This is a genomic window from Actinomadura coerulea (genome assembly GCF_014208105.1).
GTDB classification, from domain to species: Bacteria; Actinomycetota; Actinomycetes; order Streptosporangiales; family Streptosporangiaceae; genus Spirillospora; species Spirillospora coerulea.
Genome location: NZ_JACHMQ010000001.1, coordinates 5894717 through 5916688, shown reverse-complemented (window position 1 = coordinate 5916688; position 21972 = coordinate 5894717). Strand labels below are relative to the sequence as shown.

25 protein-coding genes are annotated in these 21972 nt (G+C 72.7%); 8 read left to right on the top strand and 17 right to left on the bottom strand.

Going from position 1 to position 21972, the window contains the following annotated elements; all coding sequences use genetic code 11:
* Positions 1-4 precede the first annotated feature (4 nt).
* Together BKA00_RS27215 and BKA00_RS27210 are read right to left on the bottom strand one after the other, a co-directional pair.
* Positions 5-1168, bottom strand: coding sequence for a hypothetical protein (locus BKA00_RS27215; protein ID WP_185029544.1), 1164 nt, complete (start codon positions 1166-1168; stop codon positions 5-7).
* A gap of 270 nt (positions 1169-1438) precedes the next feature.
* Complete coding sequence (locus tag BKA00_RS27210) at positions 1439-2458, bottom strand: hypothetical protein (RefSeq protein WP_185029542.1); 1020 nt, start codon at positions 2456-2458, stop codon at positions 1439-1441.
* Between the two features lie 218 nt (positions 2459-2676).
* Between BKA00_RS27210 and BKA00_RS27205 the strand changes: the two genes are divergently transcribed.
* Positions 2677-3951 carry an aspartate kinase gene (locus BKA00_RS27205; RefSeq protein ID WP_185029540.1) on the top strand — a complete coding sequence of 425 codons (1275 nt, stop codon included), beginning with the start codon at positions 2677-2679 and terminating at the stop codon, positions 3949-3951.
* A 174-nt stretch (positions 3952-4125) separates the two neighbouring features.
* The gene (locus BKA00_RS27200; RefSeq protein ID WP_185029531.1) at positions 4126-5220 is read left to right on the top strand and encodes an aspartate-semialdehyde dehydrogenase; all 1095 of its coding nucleotides are present in this window, start codon (positions 4126-4128) and stop codon (positions 5218-5220) included.
* Here the strand turns inward: BKA00_RS27200 and BKA00_RS27195 are convergent.
* Positions 5210-5629, bottom strand: a complete 420-nt coding sequence (locus BKA00_RS27195) for a nuclear transport factor 2 family protein (protein WP_185029519.1) — start codon at positions 5627-5629, stop codon at positions 5210-5212. The genes BKA00_RS27200 and BKA00_RS27195 overlap by 11 nt on opposite strands.
* 92 nt (positions 5630-5721) lie before the next feature.
* Here BKA00_RS27195 and BKA00_RS27190 point away from each other — a divergent pair, with 92 nt between their 5' ends.
* Positions 5722-6390: a TetR/AcrR family transcriptional regulator gene (locus BKA00_RS27190; RefSeq protein WP_185029517.1), complete on the top strand. Its 669-nt coding sequence runs from the start codon at positions 5722-5724 to the stop codon at positions 6388-6390.
* Here BKA00_RS27190 and BKA00_RS27185 read toward each other — a convergent pair.
* The 3 genes from BKA00_RS27185 to BKA00_RS27175 form a co-directional block, all read right to left on the bottom strand.
* Positions 6368-7096 carry a hypothetical protein gene (locus tag BKA00_RS27185; protein WP_185029515.1) on the bottom strand — a complete coding sequence of 243 codons (729 nt, stop codon included), beginning with the start codon at positions 7094-7096 and terminating at the stop codon, positions 6368-6370. The genes BKA00_RS27190 and BKA00_RS27185 overlap by 23 nt on opposite strands.
* A 147-nt stretch (positions 7097-7243) precedes the next feature.
* The gene (locus tag BKA00_RS27180) at positions 7244-9007 is read right to left on the bottom strand and encodes a S9 family peptidase (RefSeq protein WP_185029513.1); all 1764 of its coding nucleotides are present in this window, start codon (positions 9005-9007) and stop codon (positions 7244-7246) included.
* A 293-nt stretch (positions 9008-9300) separates the two neighbouring features.
* A complete protein-coding gene (locus BKA00_RS27175) occupies positions 9301-9681 on the bottom strand; it encodes a hypothetical protein (protein WP_185029511.1) in 381 nt (126 codons plus the stop codon).
* A gap of 63 nt (positions 9682-9744) precedes the next feature.
* Between BKA00_RS27175 and BKA00_RS27170 the strand changes: the two genes are divergently transcribed.
* Positions 9745-10233 carry a MarR family winged helix-turn-helix transcriptional regulator gene (locus BKA00_RS27170; RefSeq protein WP_185029509.1) on the top strand — a complete coding sequence of 163 codons (489 nt, stop codon included), beginning with the start codon at positions 9745-9747 and terminating at the stop codon, positions 10231-10233.
* A 28-nt stretch (positions 10234-10261) separates the two neighbouring features.
* Here the strand turns inward: BKA00_RS27170 and BKA00_RS27165 are convergent, their stop codons facing one another.
* Entirely contained in the window at positions 10262-11125 is an 864-nt protein-coding gene (locus tag BKA00_RS27165; protein ID WP_185029507.1) for a serine hydrolase, read from the bottom strand.
* Between the two features lie 68 nt (positions 11126-11193).
* Positions 11194-11967 carry a MerR family transcriptional regulator gene (locus BKA00_RS27160; protein ID WP_230298635.1) on the bottom strand — a complete coding sequence of 258 codons (774 nt, stop codon included), beginning with the start codon at positions 11965-11967 and terminating at the stop codon, positions 11194-11196.
* Between the two features lie 129 nt (positions 11968-12096).
* On the opposite strand from BKA00_RS27160, the gene BKA00_RS27155 reads away from it, so the two are divergent.
* Positions 12097-12327: a hypothetical protein gene (locus BKA00_RS27155; protein ID WP_185029503.1), complete on the top strand. Its 231-nt coding sequence runs from the start codon at positions 12097-12099 to the stop codon at positions 12325-12327.
* A 30-nt stretch (positions 12328-12357) separates the two neighbouring features.
* Here the strand turns inward: BKA00_RS27155 and BKA00_RS27150 are convergent, their stop codons facing one another.
* From BKA00_RS27150 to BKA00_RS27140, 3 genes are all read right to left on the bottom strand, one after another.
* On the bottom strand, positions 12358-12501 hold the full coding sequence (locus BKA00_RS27150; RefSeq protein ID WP_185029501.1) for a hypothetical protein: 144 nt from the start codon (positions 12499-12501) through the stop codon (positions 12358-12360).
* Between the two features lie 13 nt (positions 12502-12514).
* Positions 12515-12787, bottom strand: a complete 273-nt coding sequence (locus BKA00_RS27145) for a hypothetical protein (protein ID WP_185029499.1) — start codon at positions 12785-12787, stop codon at positions 12515-12517.
* A 99-nt stretch (positions 12788-12886) separates the two neighbouring features.
* Complete coding sequence (locus BKA00_RS27140) at positions 12887-13057, bottom strand: hypothetical protein (protein WP_338072166.1); 171 nt, start codon at positions 13055-13057, stop codon at positions 12887-12889.
* A gap of 86 nt (positions 13058-13143) precedes the next feature.
* Between BKA00_RS27140 and BKA00_RS27135 the strand changes: the two genes are divergently transcribed.
* Positions 13144-14265, top strand: a complete 1122-nt coding sequence (locus tag BKA00_RS27135) for a diaminopropionate ammonia-lyase (protein WP_185029497.1) — start codon at positions 13144-13146, stop codon at positions 14263-14265.
* 133 nt (positions 14266-14398) lie between these two features.
* Positions 14399-14851: a PucR-like N-terminal domain-containing protein gene (locus BKA00_RS27130; protein WP_185029495.1), complete on the top strand. Its 453-nt coding sequence runs from the start codon at positions 14399-14401 to the stop codon at positions 14849-14851.
* A gap of 216 nt (positions 14852-15067) precedes the next feature.
* On the opposite strand, the gene metG is transcribed toward BKA00_RS27130, so the two are convergent.
* Positions 15068-16525 (bottom strand): methionine--tRNA ligase, encoded by a 1458-nt coding sequence (metG, locus tag BKA00_RS27125; protein ID WP_185029493.1) that lies wholly within the window; start codon positions 16523-16525, stop codon positions 15068-15070.
* 181 nt (positions 16526-16706) lie between these two features.
* Positions 16707-18683, bottom strand: coding sequence for an AfsR/SARP family transcriptional regulator (locus BKA00_RS27120; protein WP_221493308.1), 1977 nt, complete (start codon positions 18681-18683; stop codon positions 16707-16709).
* 25 nt (positions 18684-18708) lie between these two features.
* Between BKA00_RS27120 and BKA00_RS27115 the strand changes: the two genes are divergently transcribed.
* Positions 18709-19581, top strand: coding sequence for an alpha/beta fold hydrolase (locus BKA00_RS27115; protein ID WP_185029490.1), 873 nt, complete (start codon positions 18709-18711; stop codon positions 19579-19581).
* Between the two features lie 25 nt (positions 19582-19606).
* On the opposite strand, the gene BKA00_RS40070 is transcribed toward BKA00_RS27115, so the two are convergent.
* The 4 genes from BKA00_RS40070 to BKA00_RS40910 form a co-directional block, all read right to left on the bottom strand.
* Positions 19607-19735: a hypothetical protein gene (locus BKA00_RS40070; RefSeq protein WP_268248206.1), complete on the bottom strand. Its 129-nt coding sequence runs from the start codon at positions 19733-19735 to the stop codon at positions 19607-19609.
* 82 nt (positions 19736-19817) lie between these two features.
* Positions 19818-20603 carry an N-acetylmuramoyl-L-alanine amidase gene (locus tag BKA00_RS27110; protein WP_185029488.1) on the bottom strand — a complete coding sequence of 262 codons (786 nt, stop codon included), beginning with the start codon at positions 20601-20603 and terminating at the stop codon, positions 19818-19820.
* 100 nt (positions 20604-20703) lie between these two features.
* On the bottom strand, positions 20704-21375 hold the full coding sequence (locus BKA00_RS27105; protein WP_185029486.1) for an esterase/lipase family protein: 672 nt from the start codon (positions 21373-21375) through the stop codon (positions 20704-20706).
* A gap of 229 nt (positions 21376-21604) precedes the next feature.
* The gene (locus tag BKA00_RS40910) at positions 21605-21847 is read right to left on the bottom strand and encodes a DUF6411 family protein (RefSeq protein ID WP_221493306.1); all 243 of its coding nucleotides are present in this window, start codon (positions 21845-21847) and stop codon (positions 21605-21607) included.
* Between the last annotated feature and the right edge of the window lie 125 nt (positions 21848-21972).

Here is a 21972-nt window from a genome sequence, read left to right as displayed (position 1 = left end):
CTCCTCATGAAGTGGTGGTCTCACTTTTCGTGCTCGCGGAGGACCGGCCATCGCCGCCGCTCGTCCCCGGCGGCGACACCGGTGCCGTCACGGCGGCCGCGGCCGTCGCCGCGGCCTCCGAAGCGGAGGTCTCCCGGGGCGTCTTCGGATCGGCGGTGCCGTGCACGCCCTCCAATATCTGGCGGCCCTGCTTGTCCACGAAATTGGTGAACAGTTCCTGCGAATAGCCGAACAGGACCGCCCAGGCGATGATCTGGCCCGACGAGTCGAGAGCGCTCAGCCCCGGCACGATCTGGCCGCGCAGGAGCATGATGCCGAGCACGGCCACGAGTGCCCCGGTGGGCAGTTTCAGCAAGGCCAGCGCCACGGGGATGCCGTAGTTGGTCGTGGAACCCCGGACCTTCCGGAGAGCGGTGGCCGCCGCGATACAGGCCGCCGTCAGACCGGCGATCTCGACGATGGCGTAGTCCCCCCGCGAGGCCACCGCGTCCAGCGAGCGCCCGCCCGCGAGGCTTTCGGTCCTGCTGGGGCAGGCGATCTCGTTGTCGGGCGTGAAGCACAGAGGCGCGGCCGACTTCCAGATGGCCCCGGCCACGGCGAGGACGAACGCGAGGCAGGCCAAGGCGAGCGCCGTCATGAAGACGATCCGCGCGAAATTCGCGGCGCGCAGCCTCTCCCTCAGGGAGGCCTCACGCGCGGCGTCGACCGCGTCCAGCACGGTCGCCAGTTGCGGGATCGACAACGACGAGGAGCGGTCGGCGCCGCGCGTCACCGTCCACCAGTGGTTCCGGCCTGCTCCGTCGTGGGCCGCCTGGTTCACCGAACTCGCACGCTGCAGTTCCCACCCGGCCTTCTCGGCGGCGATCCGGCGAGTGTCGTCCGGAGGGAGGTGCTGCTTGACGATGGAGATCAGGTCCGGCAGGTGGGGGATGAGGTCCTCGGGGGGAAGTGTCCGCAACCACATGGTGCGCGCGGAATTGAGGTGCATCTGGGCCGCGTCCACCTGTGTCGTGGTCCGTCCCCGCGAGTCCTCGTAGGACTCGATGACGCGGCAGGCGTTGTCCAAGGCCAGGCAGGCGTTCGAGATGAGTTGCGCCTGCTCGGTGGAAGGCGGATGCGTACCCTCGGGGGGCAGTTGGGCGTCCAATTCCAAGGCGTTCGCCTGCACGCCCTCACAGAGGACCCAGTTAGGCTGTTCGCGGAACCTTTTAGTCGAACGGGATTCGCGTATCCGCGATAGCCGGCGCCACATCGGCACTCCCTGGATACTGCACTCGCCCGCTGCACCGCCCTTACTGCCGAGTTTTTCGCGCGCATTGGCGATCGGGAATCCATGGCGCGTACATTCTGCGCCACGGTCGTCCATACCGCCCGGGCCGCCGCGCAGGGCCACGCCACCGGCCGGTGACGCCAGGGCCCTCCGGGCGGCCGCGGGCGGTCAGTCCTGGATGGTGATCTCGGTCGTCACCGGGGACGGGCCGAGGACCCAGCTAGCGGTGATCTTCACCTTGGTTCCGATCGGGACCGACGGATCCACCTCGACGGGGAAGGTCCGCCCGAGTTCGGAGGACGACAGCCGCAGCTCGGACGGGACGGTGACGCCCGGCGTGTCGCTCGCCAGCCTGATCACGGCGCCGAACGGGTGCCAGATGTCGCCGAGCCCCACCGTGCCGTGGTTCGGCCAGTATCCGGGCGTGTTCCGGATCTCCCTCACCTGGCCGACGGAGAACTGCGCGGGCACCCCGATCAGGCTGGAGGTCAGCACGTTGTTGCCGAGGTCCGCCGTCATCCCGACGTACCGCGGCTCCTTGTCGGCGGTGGCCCTGATCGGAAACGTGGCGCTGGTGGCGCCCGCGGGCACGACGACGTACGGCGCGGCGTAGGCGGTGGTGTTCCAGACCGGGTCGTTGCGGAGGTCGACGGCGAGCCCGCCGACGGGCGCCGGGGCGGTGATGTGCACGGTGCCGGTCACCGTGGTGCCGGTCACCGCGAACGCCTGGCCGTACTGCTGCTTCACCCAGAAGCCCGTCACCGCCTGGTCGCTCCAGTTCGGCGGCTCGACGGTGATCGCGGTCTCCGCCGCGGTCCCGTTGGCGGACGCCTGGAGGCGCGTGACGGTCGTCCTGTCCTCCGATTCCACCCGGATCGGGAAGGCGACCGTCCGCCTGCCCTCCGGGACGGTGACCTTGCGGCCGGTCGACCAGGCGTAGTTGGGGTCCCCGAACTCGGTCAGGTCGCGCAGTTCGACGACGGTGCCTCCGGCGGGCGCGGGCTCGGTCAGCGTGACCTTCTGGAGTGCCTCCTCACCGGCGCCGATGGTGGACGGTGAAACGCTCGTCGACTCGACGGCGACGGCGGCGGCCTGCGCGGCCAGGGGGGTGGCGAGGCCGAACAGGAGCGGTGCGGCGGCCAGCGCGGCGAGGCGGCGGCCCGCGGCGGCCGTGGAGAGGTTTGCCATGATCGCTATCCAAAGATCAATGGCCGCCGGCCCGCCAGTCCGGGGAGCCGCACGTCAGACACTCGTAATAACCGGTCGGGCCGGAGACGTGCCCGAGGAGGCGGGCGCGTCCGGTGGGCTGCGGCGGCGAGAGAGTTACCTGGTCGTGATCCATGGGCCGCGGCTCTGTAGACTCGACGACCAGAAACGCCCGACCCCGATCCGAGGAGCGCCCACTCGTGGCTCTTGTCGTGCAGAAGTACGGTGGCTCCTCCGTCGCCGACGCCGAAGGCGTCAAGCGGGTCGCCCAGCGCATCGTCGCAACGAAGAAGGCGGGCAACGACGTGGTCGTCGTGGTCTCCGCCATGGGCGACACGACGGATGACCTCATCGACATGGCCAAGCAGGTCAGCCCCCTGCCGCCCGGCCGTGAGCTGGACATGCTGCTCACCGCCGGCGAGCGGATCTCGATGGCGCTGCTGGCCATGGCCATCGCGAACCTGGGCCACGAGGCCCGCTCGTTCACCGGCTCCCAGGCCGGTGTCATCACCGACGGCTCGCACGGCAAAGCCAAGATCATCGATGTGACGCCGGGACGGATCCGGACGGCGCTGGACGGCGGCTCGATCTGCATCGTGGCCGGGTTCCAGGGCGTCTCGCAGGGGACCAAGGACATCACCACGCTCGGCCGCGGCGGGTCCGACACCACGGCCGTCGCGCTGGCGGCGGCCCTGGACGCCGACGTCTGCGAGATCTACTCCGACGTCGACGGCGTCTTCACCGCCGACCCGCGGATCGTGACCGCCGCCCGCAAGCTCCCGAAGATCTCCTACGAGGAGATGCTGGAGATGGCGGCCAGCGGGGCGAAGATCCTGCATCTGCGCTGCGTGGAGTACGCGCGCCGCTACAACATCCCGATCCACGTGCGGTCCTCGTTCAGCCAGAAGGTGGGGACGTGGGTCGTCGACAGCAGCGAGATCGAAGGACAGGACATGGAGCAGGCGATCATCTCCGGCGTCGCGCACGACCGGAGCGAGGCCAAGATCACCGTGGTCGGGGTGCCCGACAAGGTCGGTGAGGCCGCCACGATCTTCACGGTGCTGTCCGAGGCCGAGATCAACATCGACATGATCGTGCAGAACGTGTCGGCGGCGTCCACCGGGCGCACCGACATCTCGTTCACGCTGCCGTCCACCGACGGGCAGAGCGCCCTCACCGCGCTGAACAAGGTCAAGGAGAAGATCGGCTTCGAGTCGCTGCGCTACGACGACCGCATCGGCAAGGTGTCGCTGATCGGCGCGGGGATGCGCTCGCACCCGGGCGTCACCGCCTCGCTGTTCGGCGCGATCGCCGAGGCCGGGGTGAACATCGAGATGATCTCCACGTCGGAGATCCGGATCTCGGTCGTCGTCGCCCAGGACGACATCGACACCGCGGTCGCCGCCGCGCACCACGCGTTCGACCTGGACGCCGAGCAGGTCGAGGCCGTCGTCTATGGGGGCACCGGCCGCTGACCGCACGCCTCAGCGGGCCGCACGGAATCCGTGCGGCCCGCTTCGCGGTGCCGTCCTGTGGCGCATGACGCTGACGCCCCTGGCCCGCGCCGGCAGGGTCGCCTGGGGAACCGCCCGCGCGCGGCGGAAGTTGGACGTGCGGACACGACTCGACGGCGAGAGGGTGACGCGACCATGGCCCCGAATGCCCGGCCGGCCGGAGCGAGGAGCAGGGGGACGGGCAAGCCGACGCTCGCCGTCGTCGGAGCCACGGGGGCCGTCGGGGCCGTGATGATCGATCTGCTGTCCACCCGCCGCGACGTGTACGGGGAGATCCGGCTGGTCTCCTCGCCGCGGTCGGCGGGGCGGACGCTGCCGCTGCGCGGCGCGGACGCCCGGGTGGCGCCGCTGGCGCCCGAGGTGTTCGACGGCGTCGACATCGCGGTGTTCGGCGTGCCGGACGCGGTGGCCGCGCGGTGGGTGCCGGTCGCGACGGAGCGCGGCGCCGTGGCGGTCGACAACTCCGGGGCCTTCCGGATGGCGCCGGACGTGCCGCTCGTCGTCCCCGAGGTGAACCCGGAACGGGTGCGCCGGCGCCCGCGCGGGATCGTCGCGAGCCCGAGCTGCACCACGCTCTCGCTGGTCATGGTGGTCGGTGCGCTGCACCGGCGGTACGGGCTGCGCGAGCTCGTCGTGTCGTCCTACCAGGCGGCGTCGGGCGCGGGGGTGGAGGGCGTCGACACCCTGTACGAGCAGATGGAGAAGGTCGGCGGCGACCGCGCGGTCGGCAACCGGGCGGGCGACCTGCGCCGCGCGGTGGGCGAGCTCGGGCCCTTCCCGGCGCCGCTCGCGATGAACGTCGTGCCGTGGTCGGGCGAGGTGCGCGACGGCGGCTGGAGTTCGGAGGAGCTCAGGATCCGGGAGGAGTCGAGGAAGGTGCTCGGCCTGCGCGACCTGCGGGTGACGGCGACCTGCGTCCGCGTCCCGGTGGTGACGGCGCACTCGCTGTCGGTCCACGCGGTGTTCGAGGACCGGGTCGACCAGCGGGAGGCGCAGGCCGTCCTCGCCGGGTCGCCCGGCGTCGTCCTCTGCGACAACCCGGAGACGCAGGAGTTCCCGACGCCCGCGGACGTCGTCGGTACCGACCCCGCCTGGGTGGGTCGCGTGCGGCGCTCGCTGGACGATCCGCGGGCGCTCGACCTCTTCCTCTGCGGCGACAACCTCCGCAACGGCGCCGCGCTGAACACCGCGCAGATCGCCGAGATGGTCGCCGCCGAGTTCACCCGTTGAGGGCCGCGAGGACGGTGGCCGTGTCCAGGTAGAAGGGGCGGAACTCGCTGACCAGGCCGTCCCGTACCGTGATCCACTGCAGGACGGACGTGTCCACCTCCCGCCCGGTCGCGCGGGCCCGGAAGACGCAGTCGTTGCGGACCATCACCGTCTCGCCGTCCACCGCGTAGTGCTGTTCGCGGAACGTCAGGTCCGACCACAGCTCGCTCATCACGGCCATGAACCGCTCCATGCCGTCGTGGCCGCGCCACGTCCCACCGTAGGGGAGGCTCGGCGCCTGGTGCATCACGACGTCAGGGGTGAGATGGGCGGCCATCACGGAGAAGTCCCCCTTGCCGGGGCCGCCGGCGGCGAGGTAGTCCGCCTCGGCGGCGTAGAAACGTTCGAGGGCTTCCAGGGCATTGGTCATACGGCGTGAACACCGGGCGCGGTCGCCGGGTTGCGCCGCACGGCGGGCGGGGGCACGAGCGGAAGGCCGTACTCGGGCTTAGGGTGGCATGCGTGACCGAGACGAAGGCCGTGAAGTCCGAGCAGACGCGCGCCCTGATCGTCGAAACGGCGCTGCGCCTGTTCCGGGAGCGCGGATACGAGCAGACGACCATGCGGGCGATCGCCAAGGAGGCGGGCGTCTCGGTCGGCAACGCCTACTACTACTTCGGGTCCAAGGAAGAGCTGATCCAGGCGTACTACGACGAACTGCAGGACGAGCACGTCGCCGCCTGCAGGGCCGTCCTGGACAGCGAGCGCGAGTTCGCGCCCCGGCTGCTGGGCGTCCTGAAGGCCCGGGTCGACACGATGGTCCCGTACCACGAGTTCGCCGGGAAGTTCTTCAAGTTCGCCGCCGAGCCGACCAGCCCGCTCAACCCGTTCAGCGCCGAGTCCGGGCCCGCCCGCGACTCGGCGGTGGCGATCTACCGCGAGGTCGTCGAGGGCTCCGACCTGAAGGTCGACAGGGAGTTCCGGGCGGAGCTGCCCGAGCTGCTGTGGATCTACTCGATGGGCATCGTGCTGTACTGGGTGCACGACAGCTCCCCCGGCTGCCGCAAGACCTACCTCCTCGTCGAGCGGACGGTCCCGCTGGTCAACCGCATGGTCGCGATGTCGCGCATTCCGGGCTTCAAGTCGGTGACCCGCGAACTGGTGGGCATCATCCGCGAGGTCCGCGCCTGACCGTGATGTCCCAGTGGTCCTTCTCGCGGGCGAAGACGACGCCCCCGGGGGACCGGTGGAGCCGCGCGCCGTCCCCCCGCACGCCGGTGAACGGGTAGCGCCGCACCGCCTCGTCGACGCAGGCTCCGGTCGCGATGTCGATCTTGTAGCCGTTCGCGTGGCTGTAGGTGCCGCCCGCGTGCCCGTGCTCGGTGCCGCCGGTGACGGTGACCTCGCAGCCGCTCGACTCCGCGAACTCGATCAGGCTCTTGATCGTCCCCCACCGGATGCCCTCGAAGGAGGTGCAGGTCCGCACCGTCCGGTCGGAGCAGCCGCCGGTGGAGCGCCAGCCGATGCCGCTCGCCCGCAGCGCGTACTCGGCGAACTGCTGGTCCAGGCGTTGCGAGCCCGGCAGGTCCGGTGGAACGTCCCGCGGGGGGACGGTCCTCTTCCGCGCGGCCGGCAGCCGGGTCGTCCGGCGGGACGCGGGCGCGGGGAGGAGCAGGCGCCCTGCCGGGGCCGGCGGCCCGGCGGCGGACGCGGCACGCGGACCGGGAGGAGGGCGGGTCGCGGCGGACGCGCGCGGAGAGGCGAGCGCGAGCGTGGTGGCGGCGGTGGCGAGGGCGGTCGCGGCGGCGGCCCGGCGGAAGGCCGGGTGGCCGGCGAGGCCGGGCGCCCGGCCGCACCCGGACGGCATGACGCGATGGATGCTGCACGGCCGTGGCATGAGAGATCCCCCCGATCGGTGATGTCCGGGGGGCGAGAGCCGGTCCTCGCTGGACCGGTGGTGCGTGCGGCCGATCGGAGGGATGCCCGAAGGGTCGATCTTGTAAACCCGGGACGGGCGGGGCGTCCCGCCCGTCCCGGGGAAAGATCACGACATGCCGAGATGTTTCCGGGCGAAGCCGATCTCGGCGGCCATCTGGGTGATGCGCTCCTCGACGACGAGGGAGCCGTGGCCGGCGTCGTACCGGTACACCTTGTGCGGGAGCCCCAGCTCGGCGAGCCGCCCCAGATAGTTGTCGATCTGCCGGATGGGGCAGCGCGGGTCGTTCTCCCCCGCCAGCACCAGCACCGGCGCCTTGACCTGCGCGACGTAGGTGATGGGGGACGACTCGCGGTACCGCTCCGGGACCTCCTCGGGCGAGCCGCCGAACAGGGACCGGTCGAACGCCTGGAGGCCCTCCATCTCGTCCTCGTACGCGGCGACGTAGTCGGCCACCGGAACGGCCGCGACCGCGACGCTCCAGTCGTCCGGCTGCGTGCCGATCCCGAGCAGGGTGAGGAACCCGCCCCACGACCCGCCCGTCAGCACCAGCCGCTCCGGGTCGGCGAGGCCCGACTCGACCGCCCAGTCGCGGACGGCCTTGATGTCCTCCAGCTCGGTGATGCCGACGCGCCCCTCGATGGCGTCGCGCCACTCGGAGCCGTAGCCGGTCGAGCCCCGGTAGTTGACGCGGACGACCGCGAACCCGTGGTCGACCCAGGCGGCGACGGTGGGGGCGAAGGAGTCGTCGTCCTGCGCGGTCGGGCCGCCGTGGACGTCGAAGACGGTCGGATGGGGACGGTCGCCCTCCGGCCTGCTGACCAGCGCGTGGACGCGGCCGGCCGGGCCGTCCACCCACACGTCCTCGACCGGGACGGACGGCGGCGCCGTCGGCCCGGGCGGGGTGAGCACGACCGCGCCGGACGTCGAGCGGATCACCGGCGGCTCGGCGGCCGACGACCAGGAGAACTCGACCGTCCCGTCCGGCCGGACGTCCGCCCCGCCGAGCACCCCGCGCGGCGTGTCGATCCTGGTCAGGCCCCCGTCGGTGAGGTCGTAGCGGTACAGCTCGTCGCGCGCCTCGTGCGAGTGGGAGACCAGCAGCGCGGCCCCGTCCGGGTACCAGGTCGCGCCGATCTCGCCGGGCAGGTCGAGGACGATCTCCTGCTCGGTGCCCGCGACCGGGTCCCAGATGAGCATCTCGTCCCGTCCGCGCCGCTCGTGGTGGACCAGGAGCCGCGGATCGCCGTCGACCGGGGCGAACCCGGCGCCGTAGACGCCCTTGCCGGGCCCGTCCCACAGGTCGGCGACGGGGGAGCCGTCCTGCCGCACGACCCGCAGCGCCATGTGGCGGCTGTCGCCGTGCTCGCTGTGCCCGATCGCGATCAGGGACTCGTCCCGCGAGGCGCCGGCGACGTGGGCGTCCTCCGCATGGTGGTAGATCACCTCCGGCGCGGCGCCCGCGCGGCACAGGTGGACGGTGTTGCCCTCCCCGGTCGTCCGTCCGATCACGGCGAGGCCGCTGCGGCCCAGGGCCAGCCCCGACGGGTACGACGGCTCCAGCTCGGGGACGGCCGGGACGCTCTCGGTCTCCCCGAACGGGACGCGCCTCCAGACGCCGAACTCGTCGCCGTCCGTGTCGGCGAACCACCACACCCATTCGCCTGACGGGTCGACGGTTCCCTGCCACGTCCCGTTGGGACGGTCGGTCACCTGGCGCTGCTCACCCGTCTCGCGGTCCCACGTGTAGACCTCCCAGGTCCCGCTCACGTTGGAGCGGTAGATGCTGCGGCTCGGGGCGTCACGCGCCCATCGGGGCAGGCTGATCCGCGCGGCCCGGAAACGCGCCTTCCAGCGCTCGTCGTCCACCATCCCCCCAGTATCGCCGAGCCGTCGAGGTCAGGTCGGGCGGTCGGCGGGGGCGAGGACGAAGGTCGTTCCCTTGCCTGCGGGCGTCGCTCAGGGACGCGAACCACGAGCCCCTCCAGGGCGATGACCGACTGGATCTCCGCGGGAAGGCCGCCGCGCCAGCGGACGCCGACGTCCCGGAGCAGGGCGCCGCCGGGGGCGAAAGCGTCCGAGAAGTCCGCCGGGAGGGCACCGTGATGACTCGTCCCCGCCGTGTCTCCGGTTCGCCGACATTATGATCACGTGACCGCCGCCGGTCAGGGGGCGGGGGCACCGGCCACGAAGGTGCGTTCCTGAGGCGAGGCCACCAGTTCCACCGTGGTGCCGGGGCGGACGTCCTCGCCGAGGACGGCGGTGACGGCGCCGGTGAGGGCGGCGGCCAGGTTCGCGCTGATCTCGGCGGCGTCGGGACGCTCGAAGGCGGCGGCGCGCACGCCCATGACCAGCGAGACGTCCGTGTCCACGGCCTTCCCGCCCCGCGCGAAGCGGCCGGCGGGGACGCCGGACAGGCGGATGCCCACGAGCTCGCGGGCCCATTCGCCGTAGACGCCGACGATCGCCTCGGTCAGCGCGGTGAGGAGCGCGGGCTCGTTGCCCGCCAGCTTGTCTTCTGGCAGGTGGGCGGTCAGATGCGGCACAGTGGTCCCCGTTCTCTTTGACCTAAAAGGCTTTGACATCAAAGGTAACTGTGGAGGGTGACGATGTCCAGCGGATCGGGCGGTCCGGCCGTCGACGAGGCCGTCCGCACCCTGCTGCTGCTCATGCCGCGGCTCGTCGGCCGCGCCAAGCGCCTGCCCATTCCGCCGGCGCTCCAGGGCCTCGACCTAGCGCCGCGCCACCTCGCGCTCCTGGCCCATCTGGAGTACGACGGCCCGGCCAGCGTCAACGAGCTGGCAGCCCGGCTGGAGGTCGCCCCGACGACCGTCAGCCTCATGGTGAGCGACCTGTCGCGGCCGGGCGTCCTGGAGCGCACCGCCGACCCCGCCGACCGCCGCCGCCGCATCGTCGCCATCGCGCCCGCCTTCGCCGCGCCGATCGGCGAATGGCTCTCCGGCAGCGCCTCCGCCTGGGAGCGCGTCATGCGCGATCTCGCTCCCGCCGAACGCGCCACGGTCATCAGCGCCCTGCGCGCCTATGAGGCCGCACTGGAGCAGGGCCCCGCCGAGCGTCAGGGCACCGAGCCGCGTTAGCGGTCGCCCTCGGCTGGCCCGGCGCCGGTCAGAGGGCCTTCCATGAACGGTCGGGCGGCGTCGGGAGCTTCGTCCTGGCCAGGGTGTGGTGGACGGTGCGGGCCACGCGTTCGATGGTGGCGACTCCGTAGGCCATGGACGGGGTGTCCCGCGTGAGGACCACGATCATGTAGTCCTCGCCGCGCCCGTCGAAACTGCCGATGCTGTGGACCCGCCAGCGCCGCCCCGGGCGCGGCAGCCAGCCGTTCTTCACGTGCCAGGCGACGCCCGCGGGACGTCCCGCTGGGGTCCCCCACCGCTGCGCCGGGACGACCTCGTGCATCAGCCTCAGCGTGTACGCACGGGCCTTGCCGGGCAGGAGCGCGTTCGGCGCGGTGAGCCGCCTCAGCAGTTCCATCTCGTCGTGCGCGGTGATCTGGGTGAGTCCCCAGCGGCCGCCGGGGTCCAGCCCGGTCCGCGCCATCCCGGCCTGGTCGATGAAGTCCGCGATGCGCGCACGTCCCACCGAGCGCCACAGCTCGGACGTCGCGCGGTTGTCCGAGCGGGTGATCATCCTGCGGGCCCGGACCCTCTCGGCCGCCGTCAGCGGGCGGTCCTCGTCGACCGCCCGGCGCAGCAGGGCTCCGAGGACCGTGACCTTGACGACGCTCGCCGAGTCGTAGCGGCGCCCGGCCGCGACCGCGCAGCGGATGCCGCGCCCGCGGTCGTACACGGCGACGGACTCGGTACCTGCGCGGCCGCGCAGCGCCTGCCTGATCCGCGCGCCGAGCCGCTCGGCCGCCTTCGGGTGCCGGGACGACCAGCAGGGGCCGTCCGCGGCCGCGGCCCGGGCGGGCGCGGCGGCCGGCAGCAGCGCGGCCGCGAGCGCGAGCGCGGCGATGGATCGTGACATCCGGCCACGCTAATGATCACGGAAGCCGGGGCGGGGCGTCCGCGGGCCGCGCTTCGGTAAAGGACGGCTCAGGGAGTGGCCAGGCGGCCGAGCAGCTCGTCGATCGCGGCGCGGACCTGCCGGTCCATGGCCCGGGCGAAGCCGGCCTCGACCGTGACCTGGGCGCCGGGGCGCAGCCGGGCGATGGTCTCGGTGAGGGCCCCGAGGTGCCGGTCGTCGGCGGCCTCGTCCAGCCGCCCGACGACATGCGTCGTGATCAGCCGGACGAACATCCCGGCGAGGTCGTCCATGCTGCGCTGGAGCTCCTGGCCGGCCGCGAGCACGGCGTCCAGCGGCACCCCCGCCCGCACCAGCGTCACCGTGGCGTCGAGCTGGCGGCGGCTCCAGTGGGTGACGCGGTCGCCGTCCACCTCGACGTGACCGAGCGCGACGGCCCGCTCGACGGCGTCCGGGCCGACCTCGCCGGGGAACAGCGCGGCCAGCTCGTCCAGCGTCATCGTCACCGGGACCTCGTTCGACCACGGGGTCGTGACCGCCTTCTCGACGCCGAGCACGGTGCCGATGTCGCGGCCCTGCTCCCAGGCGGCCAGCAGTTCGCGGATGCCCTCCAGGGTGTGCCCGCGGTCCAGCAGGTTCCCGATCATTCGGAGGCGGGCCAGGTGGTCCTCGGAGTACAGGCCGATGCGCCCCTCGCGGCGGGGCGGCGGCAGCAGCTTGCGCTCCTGGTAGTAGCGCAGGGTCCGCACCGGGACCCCGGCGGTCGCGGCGAGTTCGCCGATGCGGTACTCGCGGGTCCCGGCGCCGGGACGGCCGCCCTGTCGCTCCGTCGGCTCTTGGCTCACGGCGGCCAGCATAGTTCGCGGCCGGTCCCGGCCACGTCCCGTATCGTGCGGCGACGGAACGCCGGCGCGGCCGCGCGCGTCAGATCTCCCGTCGTTCCCGACGCCCCCTGCCGGAAAGAAAGGCGAAAGATGCTGAAAACCCGTTCCGCGGCCCTCGCGCTCGTCGGTCTGGTCGCCGCGTTCGGGCTGACCGCCTGCGGTCAGGACCGGTGGTGCGAGCACGATGCGACCGACACGAAGGTGAGCGACCGCTTCTGCAAGAGCAACACCCCCGGGTACGAGTGGGAGCCGGACGGCGGAGGCCACAAGAAGAAGTCGTCCAAGCACAAGACGGTCAAGAAGACCAAGTCGCGCCACTGACCCCCGGCCGGCCGGACGCCTGCGCGGCGGCTACGTGACGCGCCGGGCGGTCATGGCGCGGCGCTGCCGGCGCCGGGGCGCCTCGTCCTCGGCGCCGGACGACTCGGCGGCGAGCAGGTCGGCGAGCGAGCGGGGGAGGATGTCCTCGCGGCGGTCGGCGAACGGTGAACGCATGATCCCTCCCGGGTCAGGCGGCGGTGGTCAGGCCGGGGTAGGCCGCGTACACGGTGGTGAGCGCCCAGCGCATCCGCGGCAGGTAGGTGTCCGGATGGTCGCCGGCCTCCTGGGCGACGGCGGCGATCCAGCGGGAGCTGTCCCCGCGGCAGGCCCCGAACCGGTCGTTGATCGCGGTGCGGACCTGCTCGGCGGAGGGACGGTCGGATTCCTGCAGCGGGGAGGTGAACAGGATCTCGGCGAGGTCGGACGCGTTCATCGAGGTGAAGCTCGGCATGGTCGACATCGGAGTGCCTTCTTCCTGCGGGAGACTTCCTCGTCACCCTTCTGCTGCTTACGACTCTGCCTCCCGCGCGAATTCATCGCCATAGGGGAAAACCCCGATTCACGGTGGAGTTTCCCCCCGGGGCACCTCGGTGTGCGCGACCAGCTTCTCCAGGACGGAGAGCTGCTGCGAGATCGAGGACGGGCTGTAGGAGAGGGGCTCGGCGACGGCGGCGAGCGTCCCCCGGTGCTTCGGCTCGCGCAGGAGCCGGAGCCGGTGCAGATCGAGCATGCCTCTCATCCATCGGCTTGAGTGACGATTATCGCTCGTAAACATTCGCTGGACCGATCGGAAGTCGGTGCGGCACGGTGTTCGCCATGGTCACGACCCCCGCCTCGCCTGCCCGTTCGTCCTGGTTCGCCCGTCCGGCCGCGCGTGACTGGACGTGCCCGCGCGCGCCGCGCGACGTCGCCGCCTTCCACCGGACCCTCCCCGGCCACGCCCCGACGCCGCTGACCGAGCTCCCGTCGCTGGCGGCCGCACTCGGCGTCCGGCGGCTGTTCGCCAAGGACGAGTCGGCGCGCCTCGGCCTGCCCGCCTTCAAGATCCTCGGCGCCTCGTGGGGCGTCCACCGGGCGCTCTGCGACCGCCTGGGCCTCGCCCCCGGCGCCACGTCTCCCGCCGACCTGGGGTCCCTGCGGCCGGACGTCCGGCTGGTCACGGCGACGGACGGCAACCACGGGCGCGCCGTCGCGGCGATGGCCGGGCTCCTGGGGCTGCCGGCGGAGGTCTACCTCCCGCACGGCGTCCATCCCGAGGCGGTGGCCGCGATCAAGGCGGAGGGCGCGGCCGTGACCGAGATACCGGCGCCCTACGACGAGGCGGTGCGGGCCGCTTCCGATGCCGCGGCCGCCGATCCCTCGGCGCTCCTCGTCCAGGACACCGCATGGCCCGGCTACGAACGCGTGCCGCAATGGATAGTCGAGGGTTACTCCACCCTCTTCACCGAGATAGACGAACAACTCGCCGAGGCGGGGGCCGCCCCAGCGGGCCTGGTGGCCATTCCAGTGGGGGTGGGGTCGCTGGCCCAGGCGGCTGTGACCCATTACCGGTCCCGGCGGTCCGCCCCCACGTTGCTCGCCGTCGAACCCGACGCGGCGCCCTGCGTCTTGGCGAGTCTCCACCAGGGCAGGCCACTGACCGTGAGGACGGGGCCGACCACCATGGCGGGCCTGAACTGCGCGACCCCGTCGTCTCTCGCTTGGCCCGTCCTGCGCTCCGGCCTGGACGCCGCCGTGGCGGTCACCGACGCGTCCACGGCACGCGCGGCGCGCGACCTGGCCGACCTCGGGGTGGCGGCCGGCCCCTGCGGCGCGGCCTCCCTCGCCGGGGCCCGCGCCGCGCTGGCGCCGGACCGCCGCCCGCTCCTCGCGTCCGGGCACGGGGAGACGGTCGTCCTTCTCGTCACGGAGGGACGGGCCGCCAACCCCGCTCAATGACGTTTCGGAAAAGGGGGCAGCGCATCCGACCTACGCGCCGGTAACATATCTTCACCGCATCCGCCTGGATCGGTGTGCTCTCGGCCAACGCTCCCGGTCGCGCCCGGGGACGAGCAACGAGAGGGGACGCCCCATGCAGCCCACTCTGGACCAGTTCCTCGCCGACCGCCTCGACGAGATCACCGCCGAGGTCGCCGGAGAGATCGCCGAGCGCGTCCCCGCCTACACGCACCTGCGGGCGCGCGAGATCCTCGCCCTCGTCCGGGACGCCCTCGCCGCCTACACCGGCGCCCGCGAGACCGGCACCGTGCTCGACGTGTTCCGCGCCCTCGGCGCCAGCGAGGCACGCGCGGGGCAGGACGTCCGCCACTTCGAGTCCGCGCTGCGCACCGGCGCCCGCGTCCTCATCCGCCGGACGGCCGGCGCCGCCGCCCGCCTCTACCCGCCCACGGCCGAGTACGTCACGGTCATGGAGCACGCGTTCAGCGCCGAGGGCCGGATCGTCCAGGCCGCCGTCGAGGGCCACCGCCGGGCCGGGCGGCGCGCCGGGACGCGCCGCCTCCCCACCCTCGTCTCCGAGAACTAGCGCCGCCGGACGGCCCTCTCGTTCGGCACGCAGTGCGTCATCTTCAGGCCGTCGACCTCCCGCGGACCGTTCTGGCCGAGATCGTCCTCGACCAACAGGAAGTGCCACACCATCCGCTCCTGGACGGGCCGCGCGCACTGCTGGTTGTCGTATACCGGGTGGCCCTGCCCTGCCCGGCGAGGGCCCGGAGGCGGGTACCTCCGGGCCCGCCTGACGTCAGCGGAGCCGAGGGAAGAGCGGTTCCGGAGGAGGCAGCCGCTTGCCCGCGCACTGCCGCCGGACCCGGGCGGCCGCGTCCGGAAGGAACGGTTCCAGCAGCTCACCGGCCGTCCGGCACGCAGCCACCAGCTCGGCGAGCACGCCGTCCAGGTGCGGATCGCCCGCCTTCGCCAGGTCCCATGGGCGGACGCGGTTGACGTGGCGGTTGGCCTCGTCGACGACCTGCCAGACCGCCGCGGTGGCCCGGCGGAAGTCGAAGTCGGCCAGCGCCGCGTCGACCGCCGCCGGCGCCTCCCGGCACACCGCGCCGAGTTCGCCGCCCTCCCCGCCGGGGACCACGCCGTCCCGGTAGCGGTGGACCATGGAGACGACGCGGTGCACGAGGTTGCCGAGGCCGTTGGCCAGTTCGTCGTCGGCCCGCGCGACGAGCCGTTCGGCGGTGAAGTCGGCGTCGCCCGATTTCGGGACCTCCCGCAGCAGCCACCACCGCACCGCGTCCACGCCGAACTCCCGGACGAGCCCCACGGGATCGACCGTGGTGCCGCCGGACTTGCTGATCTTCCGCCCGCCGACCGTGAGGTACCCGTGCACCAGCACCTCGTCCGGCAGCGGCAGCCCGGCGGACAGCAGCATCGCCGGCCAGTACACGGCGTGGAATCTCACGACCCCCTTCCCGACGAGGTGGACGCGGCGTGCGTCGCCGTCCCACCACCGCCGGTACTCCCGCCCGCCGCGCCCGTAGTCGAGGGCCGTGACGTAGTTGCCGAGGGCGTCCCACCACACGTAGATGACTTGGCCTGGGTCACCGGGGACCGGGATTCCCCAGCCCCGGGCACGATCGACGGACCGTGAGACGGAGAAGTCCTCCAGCCCGCCCGCGATGAAGGAGAGCACTTCGTTGCGGCGCTCGGCGGGCTCGATCCGGAGTTCTCCCGAGGAGATCAGGTCGTGCAGCCGGTCCGCGTACCGCGACAGCCGGAAGAACCAGTTCTCCTCGGAAATCCGCTGCGGCACCGTCCGATGGTCGGGACAGCGCCCATCGAGCAGTTCGGCCTCCCCGTAGAACTGTTCGCAGCCGACGCAGTACAGGCCCTCGTAATGGCGCCGGTACAGGTCGCCCGACTCGGCGCAGGCGCTCCACAACCGCTCCACTCCCGCTCGATGGCGCGGGTCCCGGCTGGTGCGGATGAAGTCGTCGATCGACAGGGACAGCGGCCCGGCCAGGCCGACGAACTCCTCGGCCAGACCGTCCACGAACTCCTGCACACCGGCGCCCGCCGCCTCCGCCGCCAGGACGCTGTTCAGCGAGTTGTCGTCCGTGCCGGCCTGGAATCTGACGTCCCCGCTCCGCCGGTAGTGCCGCGCGAGGACGTCCGCCTGGACGAGTTCCAAGGCGAATCCCAGGTGCGGGCGGGCGTTGACGTACGGAATGGTCGTGGTGAGGTAAACGTCCATGGGAACCTCCGGAAGAGAACGGAGCCCCAAAAGAAAAGAGGCCCCGCGTACAGGGCCTCGGAAAACGTCCAGCGTCAGCGACCCCGCGAGCGGGGCATCATCACCTGTCCACTGGAAGTCGTCATACGCACAGCCTAACCGACGAATCGCCGGAAGGCCCGGCGTTATCCGCGCGGCGATGTCATCCGGTGAGGGCGAAGGCGAGGTCGTCCAGGTGGCCGGAGACCGGGCCCAGGGTGAGCAGCCCGCTCTGCGCGCCCGCCAACTCGCCCGCCGCCGGGACGAGTTCGTCGTGCGCGCTCCGCATCGCCGCCCGGTCGCCCGACGCGATGGCAGCCTGCGCGGTGAGGCACCACAGAGCCTCGAACAGCAGGTCCCGTGGCGGGTCGGGGACGTCCCGCAGCGCCGCGGCGGCCTCGCCGGAACGTCCCCGCGCCAGCAGCACGAGGGGACGGGCCCACGGCAGGTACGGTCCCCAGGCGGCGGGCTCGGTCTGAGCGGGAAGCCGGTGCTGGACGCGCAGGCAGAGGAGGGCGAGCGGCAGCAACCCGTCCTCCAGACCGGGCATGCCGCACCCCTCCATGTGCGCGGCCGCGCCCCGGTAGGCATCCTCGGCCTCCTCGAACGACGCCTCGCCTGACGCGGCGAGCCGCAGCGCCCGGTACCAGGTCGTGAACACGCCGACCAGCGGGCGTTCGTGCCGCTCGGCGAGGCGGTCGGCGGCGTCCGCGTGCCGGTCGGCGCCGCCGAAGTCGCCGAGCGCGCCGCGGGCCTGGAGCCGGACGAGATGACCGAGCACCTCGTAGCTCGACAGGTCGTTGCGCGCCGACAGGTCCACCAGCTCCGCGCCGATCGCGTCCCGCCGCGGCGCCAGTCCCGCCCGGTCGAACGCCTGCATGAAAGCGCCGTTCAGCGCGAACGCCAGAAGCGCCGGATCGTCCAGCTCGCGGGCCGTCCGCACCGCCGCCCGCGCCGCCTCGCGCCCCCGGTCGCCCCGGGCGCCGCGCGACTCCAGCGCGATCGTGGCCAGCAGGCGGGCGCGGGCGGCCTCGTGCCCGTCCGGCGGCAGCCCGGCGAGGGCGCGCTCCGCCGCCGCCACCACCCCGGCCGCCTGGCGCGGATCGTCCGACCGGGTCCAGATCGCCGGGACGTCGAACGCGCCGATCACCCGGGCGGTCAGCTCGGCGTCGCCGAGGTCCTCGGCCGCCGTGACCACTGCCAGGCGCTGCTCCCGGGCCGCCTCCAGGCCCCCGGCGCCGGTCACCGCGAGGCTCCGCAGGAGGCCGACCGTCGCCTCAAGCCGGGCGCGCGCGCCGGACGCCACCGTCCGGTCGTATGCCTCGGCCGCCTGCGCCCACACCCGCGACGCCGCGTCCCGGGCGGGTTCCAGGTGGTCGGCCTGGCGGAGGATGTCCTCCTCTAGGCGGCGCAACGCCGGAGTAGCGTCCAACCCCAGTTCCTCGACCAGAAGGGTGCGCGCCCTTTGGAGGACGGCCAGTGCGTCTCCTTGGCGGCCCGTTCGGTAGAGGGCGAGGGCCAGGAGACGCCATGCGTCCTCGCGCCAGGGATGGTCGGCGACATGCGCGTCCAGATCCGGTATCGCCTCGGCGGCCAGACCCTGCGCGAGCCGCGCCTCGGCCTTCCGCTCGACGGCGCGCAGCCGCAGCTCGGCCAGCCGTGAGTGCTCCGCCCGCGCCCACGGCTCGTCGGCGAACTCCGCGTAGGCGGGGCCGCGCCACCAGCCCAGCGCCTCGTCCAGCGCGCCCGCCAGTTCGGCGGGGGGACGGTCCGAGGCCACGACCCGCTCGAAACGCCAGGCGTCCACGGCCTCGGGCCCGGCGCGCAGCGCGTACCCCGGACCCTCGGTGACCAGCAGCCGGGGCGGCGTCCTCGGCGGACGGTCCGGTTCGAGGACGCGCCGCAGGGCCGCCACGAAGGTGCGGACGGCCCCGACCGCGTCCGACGGCGGATCGGCCCACAGATCGTCCACGATCCGGGACACCGGCACCACGCGCCCGCGCGCGACGATCAGCCGGGCCAGGACGGCGCGGTGCCGCGGCCCCTTCAGGGCGATCGCGCTCCCGTGCCCGTCCCAGGCGGTCACCGGCCCCAGCACCCCGAACAGGACCTCCACGCCCCCACGGTATAGCGCGCTCATCGAATGCTCATCCGCGCCCGGCAGCATGGGACCCATGCCAACGATCAGCGATTTCGACTACCAGCGCGTCCCCGTCGCCGACGGCGTGTCCCTCAACGCGGCGGTCGGCGGATCGGGCCCCCCGATCGTCCTGCTGCACGGCTTCCCGCAGACCCACCTGATGTGGCGGCACGTCGCCCGCGACCTCGCCGCCGACCACACGGTCATCGTCCCCGACCTGCGCGGATACGGGGAGAGCGACAAGCCGTCCCACGGCTACTCCAAGCGGACCATGGCCGCCGACACCGTCGCCCTCGCCCGCGCCCTCGGCCACGACCGCTTCGCCCTCGCCGGCCACGACCGCGGAGCGCTCGTCGCGTTCCGCGCCGGCCTCGACCACCCCGGCACGATCACCCGTCTCGCCTGCCTGGACGTCCTGCCGACGCTGGACATGTGGGACGTCATGCGCGGCGCGTCGGCCGCCGTCGGCTTCCACCTGTACCTGATGGCGCAGCCGCCCGGCCTCCCCGAGCAGCTGATCGCCGGGGCCCCGGACGCCTTCTTCGGCCACTTCCTCGACGTGTGGACGAACGACCCGTCCGCCATCCCGCCCGACGTCCGCGCCGCCTACCTGGACGCCTGCCGCGCCGCCGTCCCCTCGATCGTCGCGGACTACCGCGCGTCCGCCGGCGTCGACGTCAAACACGACACCGCCGACCGGGAGGCGGGCAACCGCCTGCGGATGCCCGTCACCGTCCTGCAGCAGGACTGGGGCGCCGCCCTCGGCTACGACGCCGTCGCCCTGTGGGAGGCCTGGGCGGCCGACCTCCGGCATGAGACGGTCACCTGTGGACACTTCATCGCCGAGGAGGCGCCCGCGGAGGTGGCGAAATCCCTCAGGGCGCTCCTGGAGCGGTAAGCGAGACGCAGGGGCGGCCCCGCCGCTACCAGAAGGGCGGGCCGCCCTGCGTCGCCGCCCACACCCACACGTAGATGATGAAACCGGTCGCGACCAGCCCCACCAGGAGTTCCCAGTTGGGCGGCGACGCGCTCCGTCCGCGCCTACGGCTCATGGCGATCGTCCATTCGTCCGGTGTGGCTCGTTGTGACTGATCTAGCCGGAGGCGTCCCGGACAATCCCTGCAACGGGCAAACTCAGCGGAGGTAGTCCTCGAAGCCCTTCGCCAGGGACTCGGCCATGACCTGCCTGAACGCCGCACTGGACATCCTGGCCGCGTCCCCCGGGTTCTTCATGTTCCCGCATTCGATGAACACGGCCGGGACGGTGGACATGTTCAGCCCGCCGAGATCATCCCGCCGGTCGAGGCCGTCCTTCCCGAGGTAGTCGGCGTAGGGCATGCCCGTCCCCGACCGGTAGGCGTCGCGGATCGCCGTCCCCAGGCGGGCGGAGGGCGCGACGATCTCCTTGTTGCCGCCCACGGGCATCGGCAGGATGACGTGGAAGCCGTGCCCGGCGGCCGCCCCTCCGTCGCCGTGGATCGACAGCGCCGCGTCGGCGTGCGCGCGGTTCCCGATCGCCGCCCGCTCCGTGACGCAGGGCCCCACCCCCGTGTCGCTGCCGCGCGTCAGTGCCACCCGGGCGCCCCTGGCCCGCAGCGCCTTCGCCAGCCGGTTCGAGACGTCCCAGGTGAAGGCGTGCTCGGCGTAACCGTCCGCGGTGGCGGTCCCGGTCGTGTTGCAGGCCTTGCGGCCGTTCCCCACCCACACCGGCTCGCCGATCACGTCCGGGTGGGCCGCGTTCCCCCCGTTGTGCCCGGGGTCGATCACGATGACCCTTCCGCTGAGCCGTCCCGGCGCGGCGGAACCGCTGTCCTCCGCCACGGGCGGCGGCTCGCTGCCCGCGGCGGGGGAAGCATGGCAGGCGGTCAGGCTCAGGCAGACCAGGCCGGCCGCCACGGGCCTCCCCGCGAGCTTGTCCACAGGCCGCCTCCCCTCCACCGGATTCCTGCGCCGCCCTTCGCGGCGCCAAACGGAACGGGCGGGAGGTCGTCCCTCCCGCCCGTTATGTCCGGCGCCGGACTCAGCTCTTCGTGAACTGGGCGATGGCACCGAGGACCACCGCGTCCGCGAGGTAGCCGAGGTGGGTCTGGCAGGCCACGTAGTGGTTGTTCGCGCCGTCCAGACGGGTGCTGGTGTAGGGGATGATGATGCCGTCGCACGGCGAGTACCAGGTGGCGTACTGCGTGCTGCCGGGCGTCTCGTCCCCCGCGCTGATCTGCTGGACGAACGTCGACCCGGGGAGCATCTGCCGGCACGTCTCGAAGACGGTGCAGGCGGTGGCGTACGTCGTCCCGTGGTTGGCGCCCGCGATCGACGCCAGGTGCGCGACGTTCGGGTTCCCGTTCAGCACCTTCAGGTAGTACTGGCTGACCAGGCCGCCCATGGAGTGGTTGACGATGTCGACCTGGGAGGCGCCCGTCCGCGACTTCACCTGGTTCACGTACGACGCGAGCCCCGCCGCGTTCTGCTTGTTGTCGCCGTAGGAGTTGTACTCGTAGGCGAACAGCTGGTCGCTGCTGTAGCCCGCGGCGCGGAACACCGACATGGCGGTGACCCAATTGGACGCGTTGCCGGTGTACCCGTGCACGAACACCACGGGCCGCGGCCCCGCCGCCTGCGCCGGCGCGAGGCCGACTCCGAACGCCGCCAGCGCCGCGAGCAACGCGACGAGGGAACCGAGGGCCTTTCTCATGAAACCTCCAGGGGTGGGACAGCCAACGCCCCGGAGTCTGACCCCCGCCGTACGGGCGGGCATCGGCGAAATCACCGGCCTCTGAGCGGAGCCCCCGGTCAAACGCGCGGATGCGGCAGGACGCGATCGGGCAGGCCAGGCGGCCGTCAGCCCCCGCCCAGAAAAGGGCTGCCGCCCGCCTCAAGCTGGGAGGCGGGCGGCGAGAGATGCCACGGTTACGGGCTGGGAATCAGAACGGGGAGCGGCCGCGAGCGCGCCGACCGGCCTCCCCGCTGCGGCCGACGGCACGCGAGGAGCTGCGGAACGGCTTGCTCAGCAGCCGTCCGAGCCCGCCCGGAGCCGAAGAACCCGCACGTGACCCCACCCCCAGCGCGCGCTGAGTACCTCGCTGCGGATGCCGCGACAATCTCGGCAGCAGGAACGCCAGAACCAACAGAACAGCACAGACGCCCACAATGGCGACAATAACCATGAAACCCGCCCTTTCAGCCGTTTACGGTCAAAGCCGCTCTACCCTCACTTGACCGAGGCATGCAGCCCGCCCCTCAGAGCCGCGACGGCGACCCGGCGAACGTGACCACCCCCATGCCGGAGTGG

Excerpts from the sequence above, each read along its gene's own strand:
- BKA00_RS27210 (WP_185029542.1), bottom strand. The coding sequence starts at position 2,458 with ATGGCAAACCTCTCCACGGCCGCCGCGGGCCGCCGCCTCGCCGCGCTG.
- BKA00_RS27200 (WP_185029531.1), top strand. The coding sequence starts at position 4,126 with ATGGCCCCGAATGCCCGGCCGGCCGGAGCGAGGAGCAGGGGGACGGGC.
- BKA00_RS27195 (WP_185029519.1), bottom strand. The coding sequence starts at position 5,629 with ATGACCAATGCCCTGGAAGCCCTCGAACGTTTCTACGCCGCCGAGGCG.
- BKA00_RS27185 (WP_185029515.1), bottom strand. The coding sequence starts at position 7,096 with ATGCCACGGCCGTGCAGCATCCATCGCGTCATGCCGTCCGGGTGCGGC.
- BKA00_RS27180 (WP_185029513.1), bottom strand. The coding sequence starts at position 9,007 with ATGGTGGACGACGAGCGCTGGAAGGCGCGTTTCCGGGCCGCGCGGATC.
- BKA00_RS27170 (WP_185029509.1), top strand. The coding sequence starts at position 9,745 with ATGTCCAGCGGATCGGGCGGTCCGGCCGTCGACGAGGCCGTCCGCACC.
- BKA00_RS27165 (WP_185029507.1), bottom strand. The coding sequence starts at position 11,125 with ATGTCACGATCCATCGCCGCGCTCGCGCTCGCGGCCGCGCTGCTGCCG.
- BKA00_RS27155 (WP_185029503.1), top strand. The coding sequence starts at position 12,097 with ATGCTGAAAACCCGTTCCGCGGCCCTCGCGCTCGTCGGTCTGGTCGCC.
- BKA00_RS27150 (WP_185029501.1), bottom strand. The coding sequence starts at position 12,501 with ATGCGTTCACCGTTCGCCGACCGCCGCGAGGACATCCTCCCCCGCTCG.
- BKA00_RS27145 (WP_185029499.1), bottom strand. The coding sequence starts at position 12,787 with ATGTCGACCATGCCGAGCTTCACCTCGATGAACGCGTCCGACCTCGCC.
- BKA00_RS27140 (WP_338072166.1), bottom strand. The coding sequence starts at position 13,057 with ATGCTCGATCTGCACCGGCTCCGGCTCCTGCGCGAGCCGAAGCACCGG.
- BKA00_RS27135 (WP_185029497.1), top strand. The coding sequence starts at position 13,144 with ATGGTCACGACCCCCGCCTCGCCTGCCCGTTCGTCCTGGTTCGCCCGT.
- BKA00_RS27130 (WP_185029495.1), top strand. The coding sequence starts at position 14,399 with ATGCAGCCCACTCTGGACCAGTTCCTCGCCGACCGCCTCGACGAGATC.
- metG (WP_185029493.1), bottom strand. The coding sequence starts at position 16,525 with ATGGACGTTTACCTCACCACGACCATTCCGTACGTCAACGCCCGCCCG.
- BKA00_RS27120 (WP_221493308.1), bottom strand. The coding sequence starts at position 18,683 with ATGAGCGCGCTATACCGTGGGGGCGTGGAGGTCCTGTTCGGGGTGCTG.
- BKA00_RS27115 (WP_185029490.1), top strand. The coding sequence starts at position 18,709 with ATGGGACCCATGCCAACGATCAGCGATTTCGACTACCAGCGCGTCCCC.
- BKA00_RS40070 (WP_268248206.1), bottom strand. The coding sequence starts at position 19,735 with ATGAGCCGTAGGCGCGGACGGAGCGCGTCGCCGCCCAACTGGGAACTC.
- BKA00_RS27105 (WP_185029486.1), bottom strand. The coding sequence starts at position 21,375 with ATGAGAAAGGCCCTCGGTTCCCTCGTCGCGTTGCTCGCGGCGCTGGCG.
- BKA00_RS40910 (WP_221493306.1), bottom strand. The coding sequence starts at position 21,847 with ATGGTTATTGTCGCCATTGTGGGCGTCTGTGCTGTTCTGTTGGTTCTG.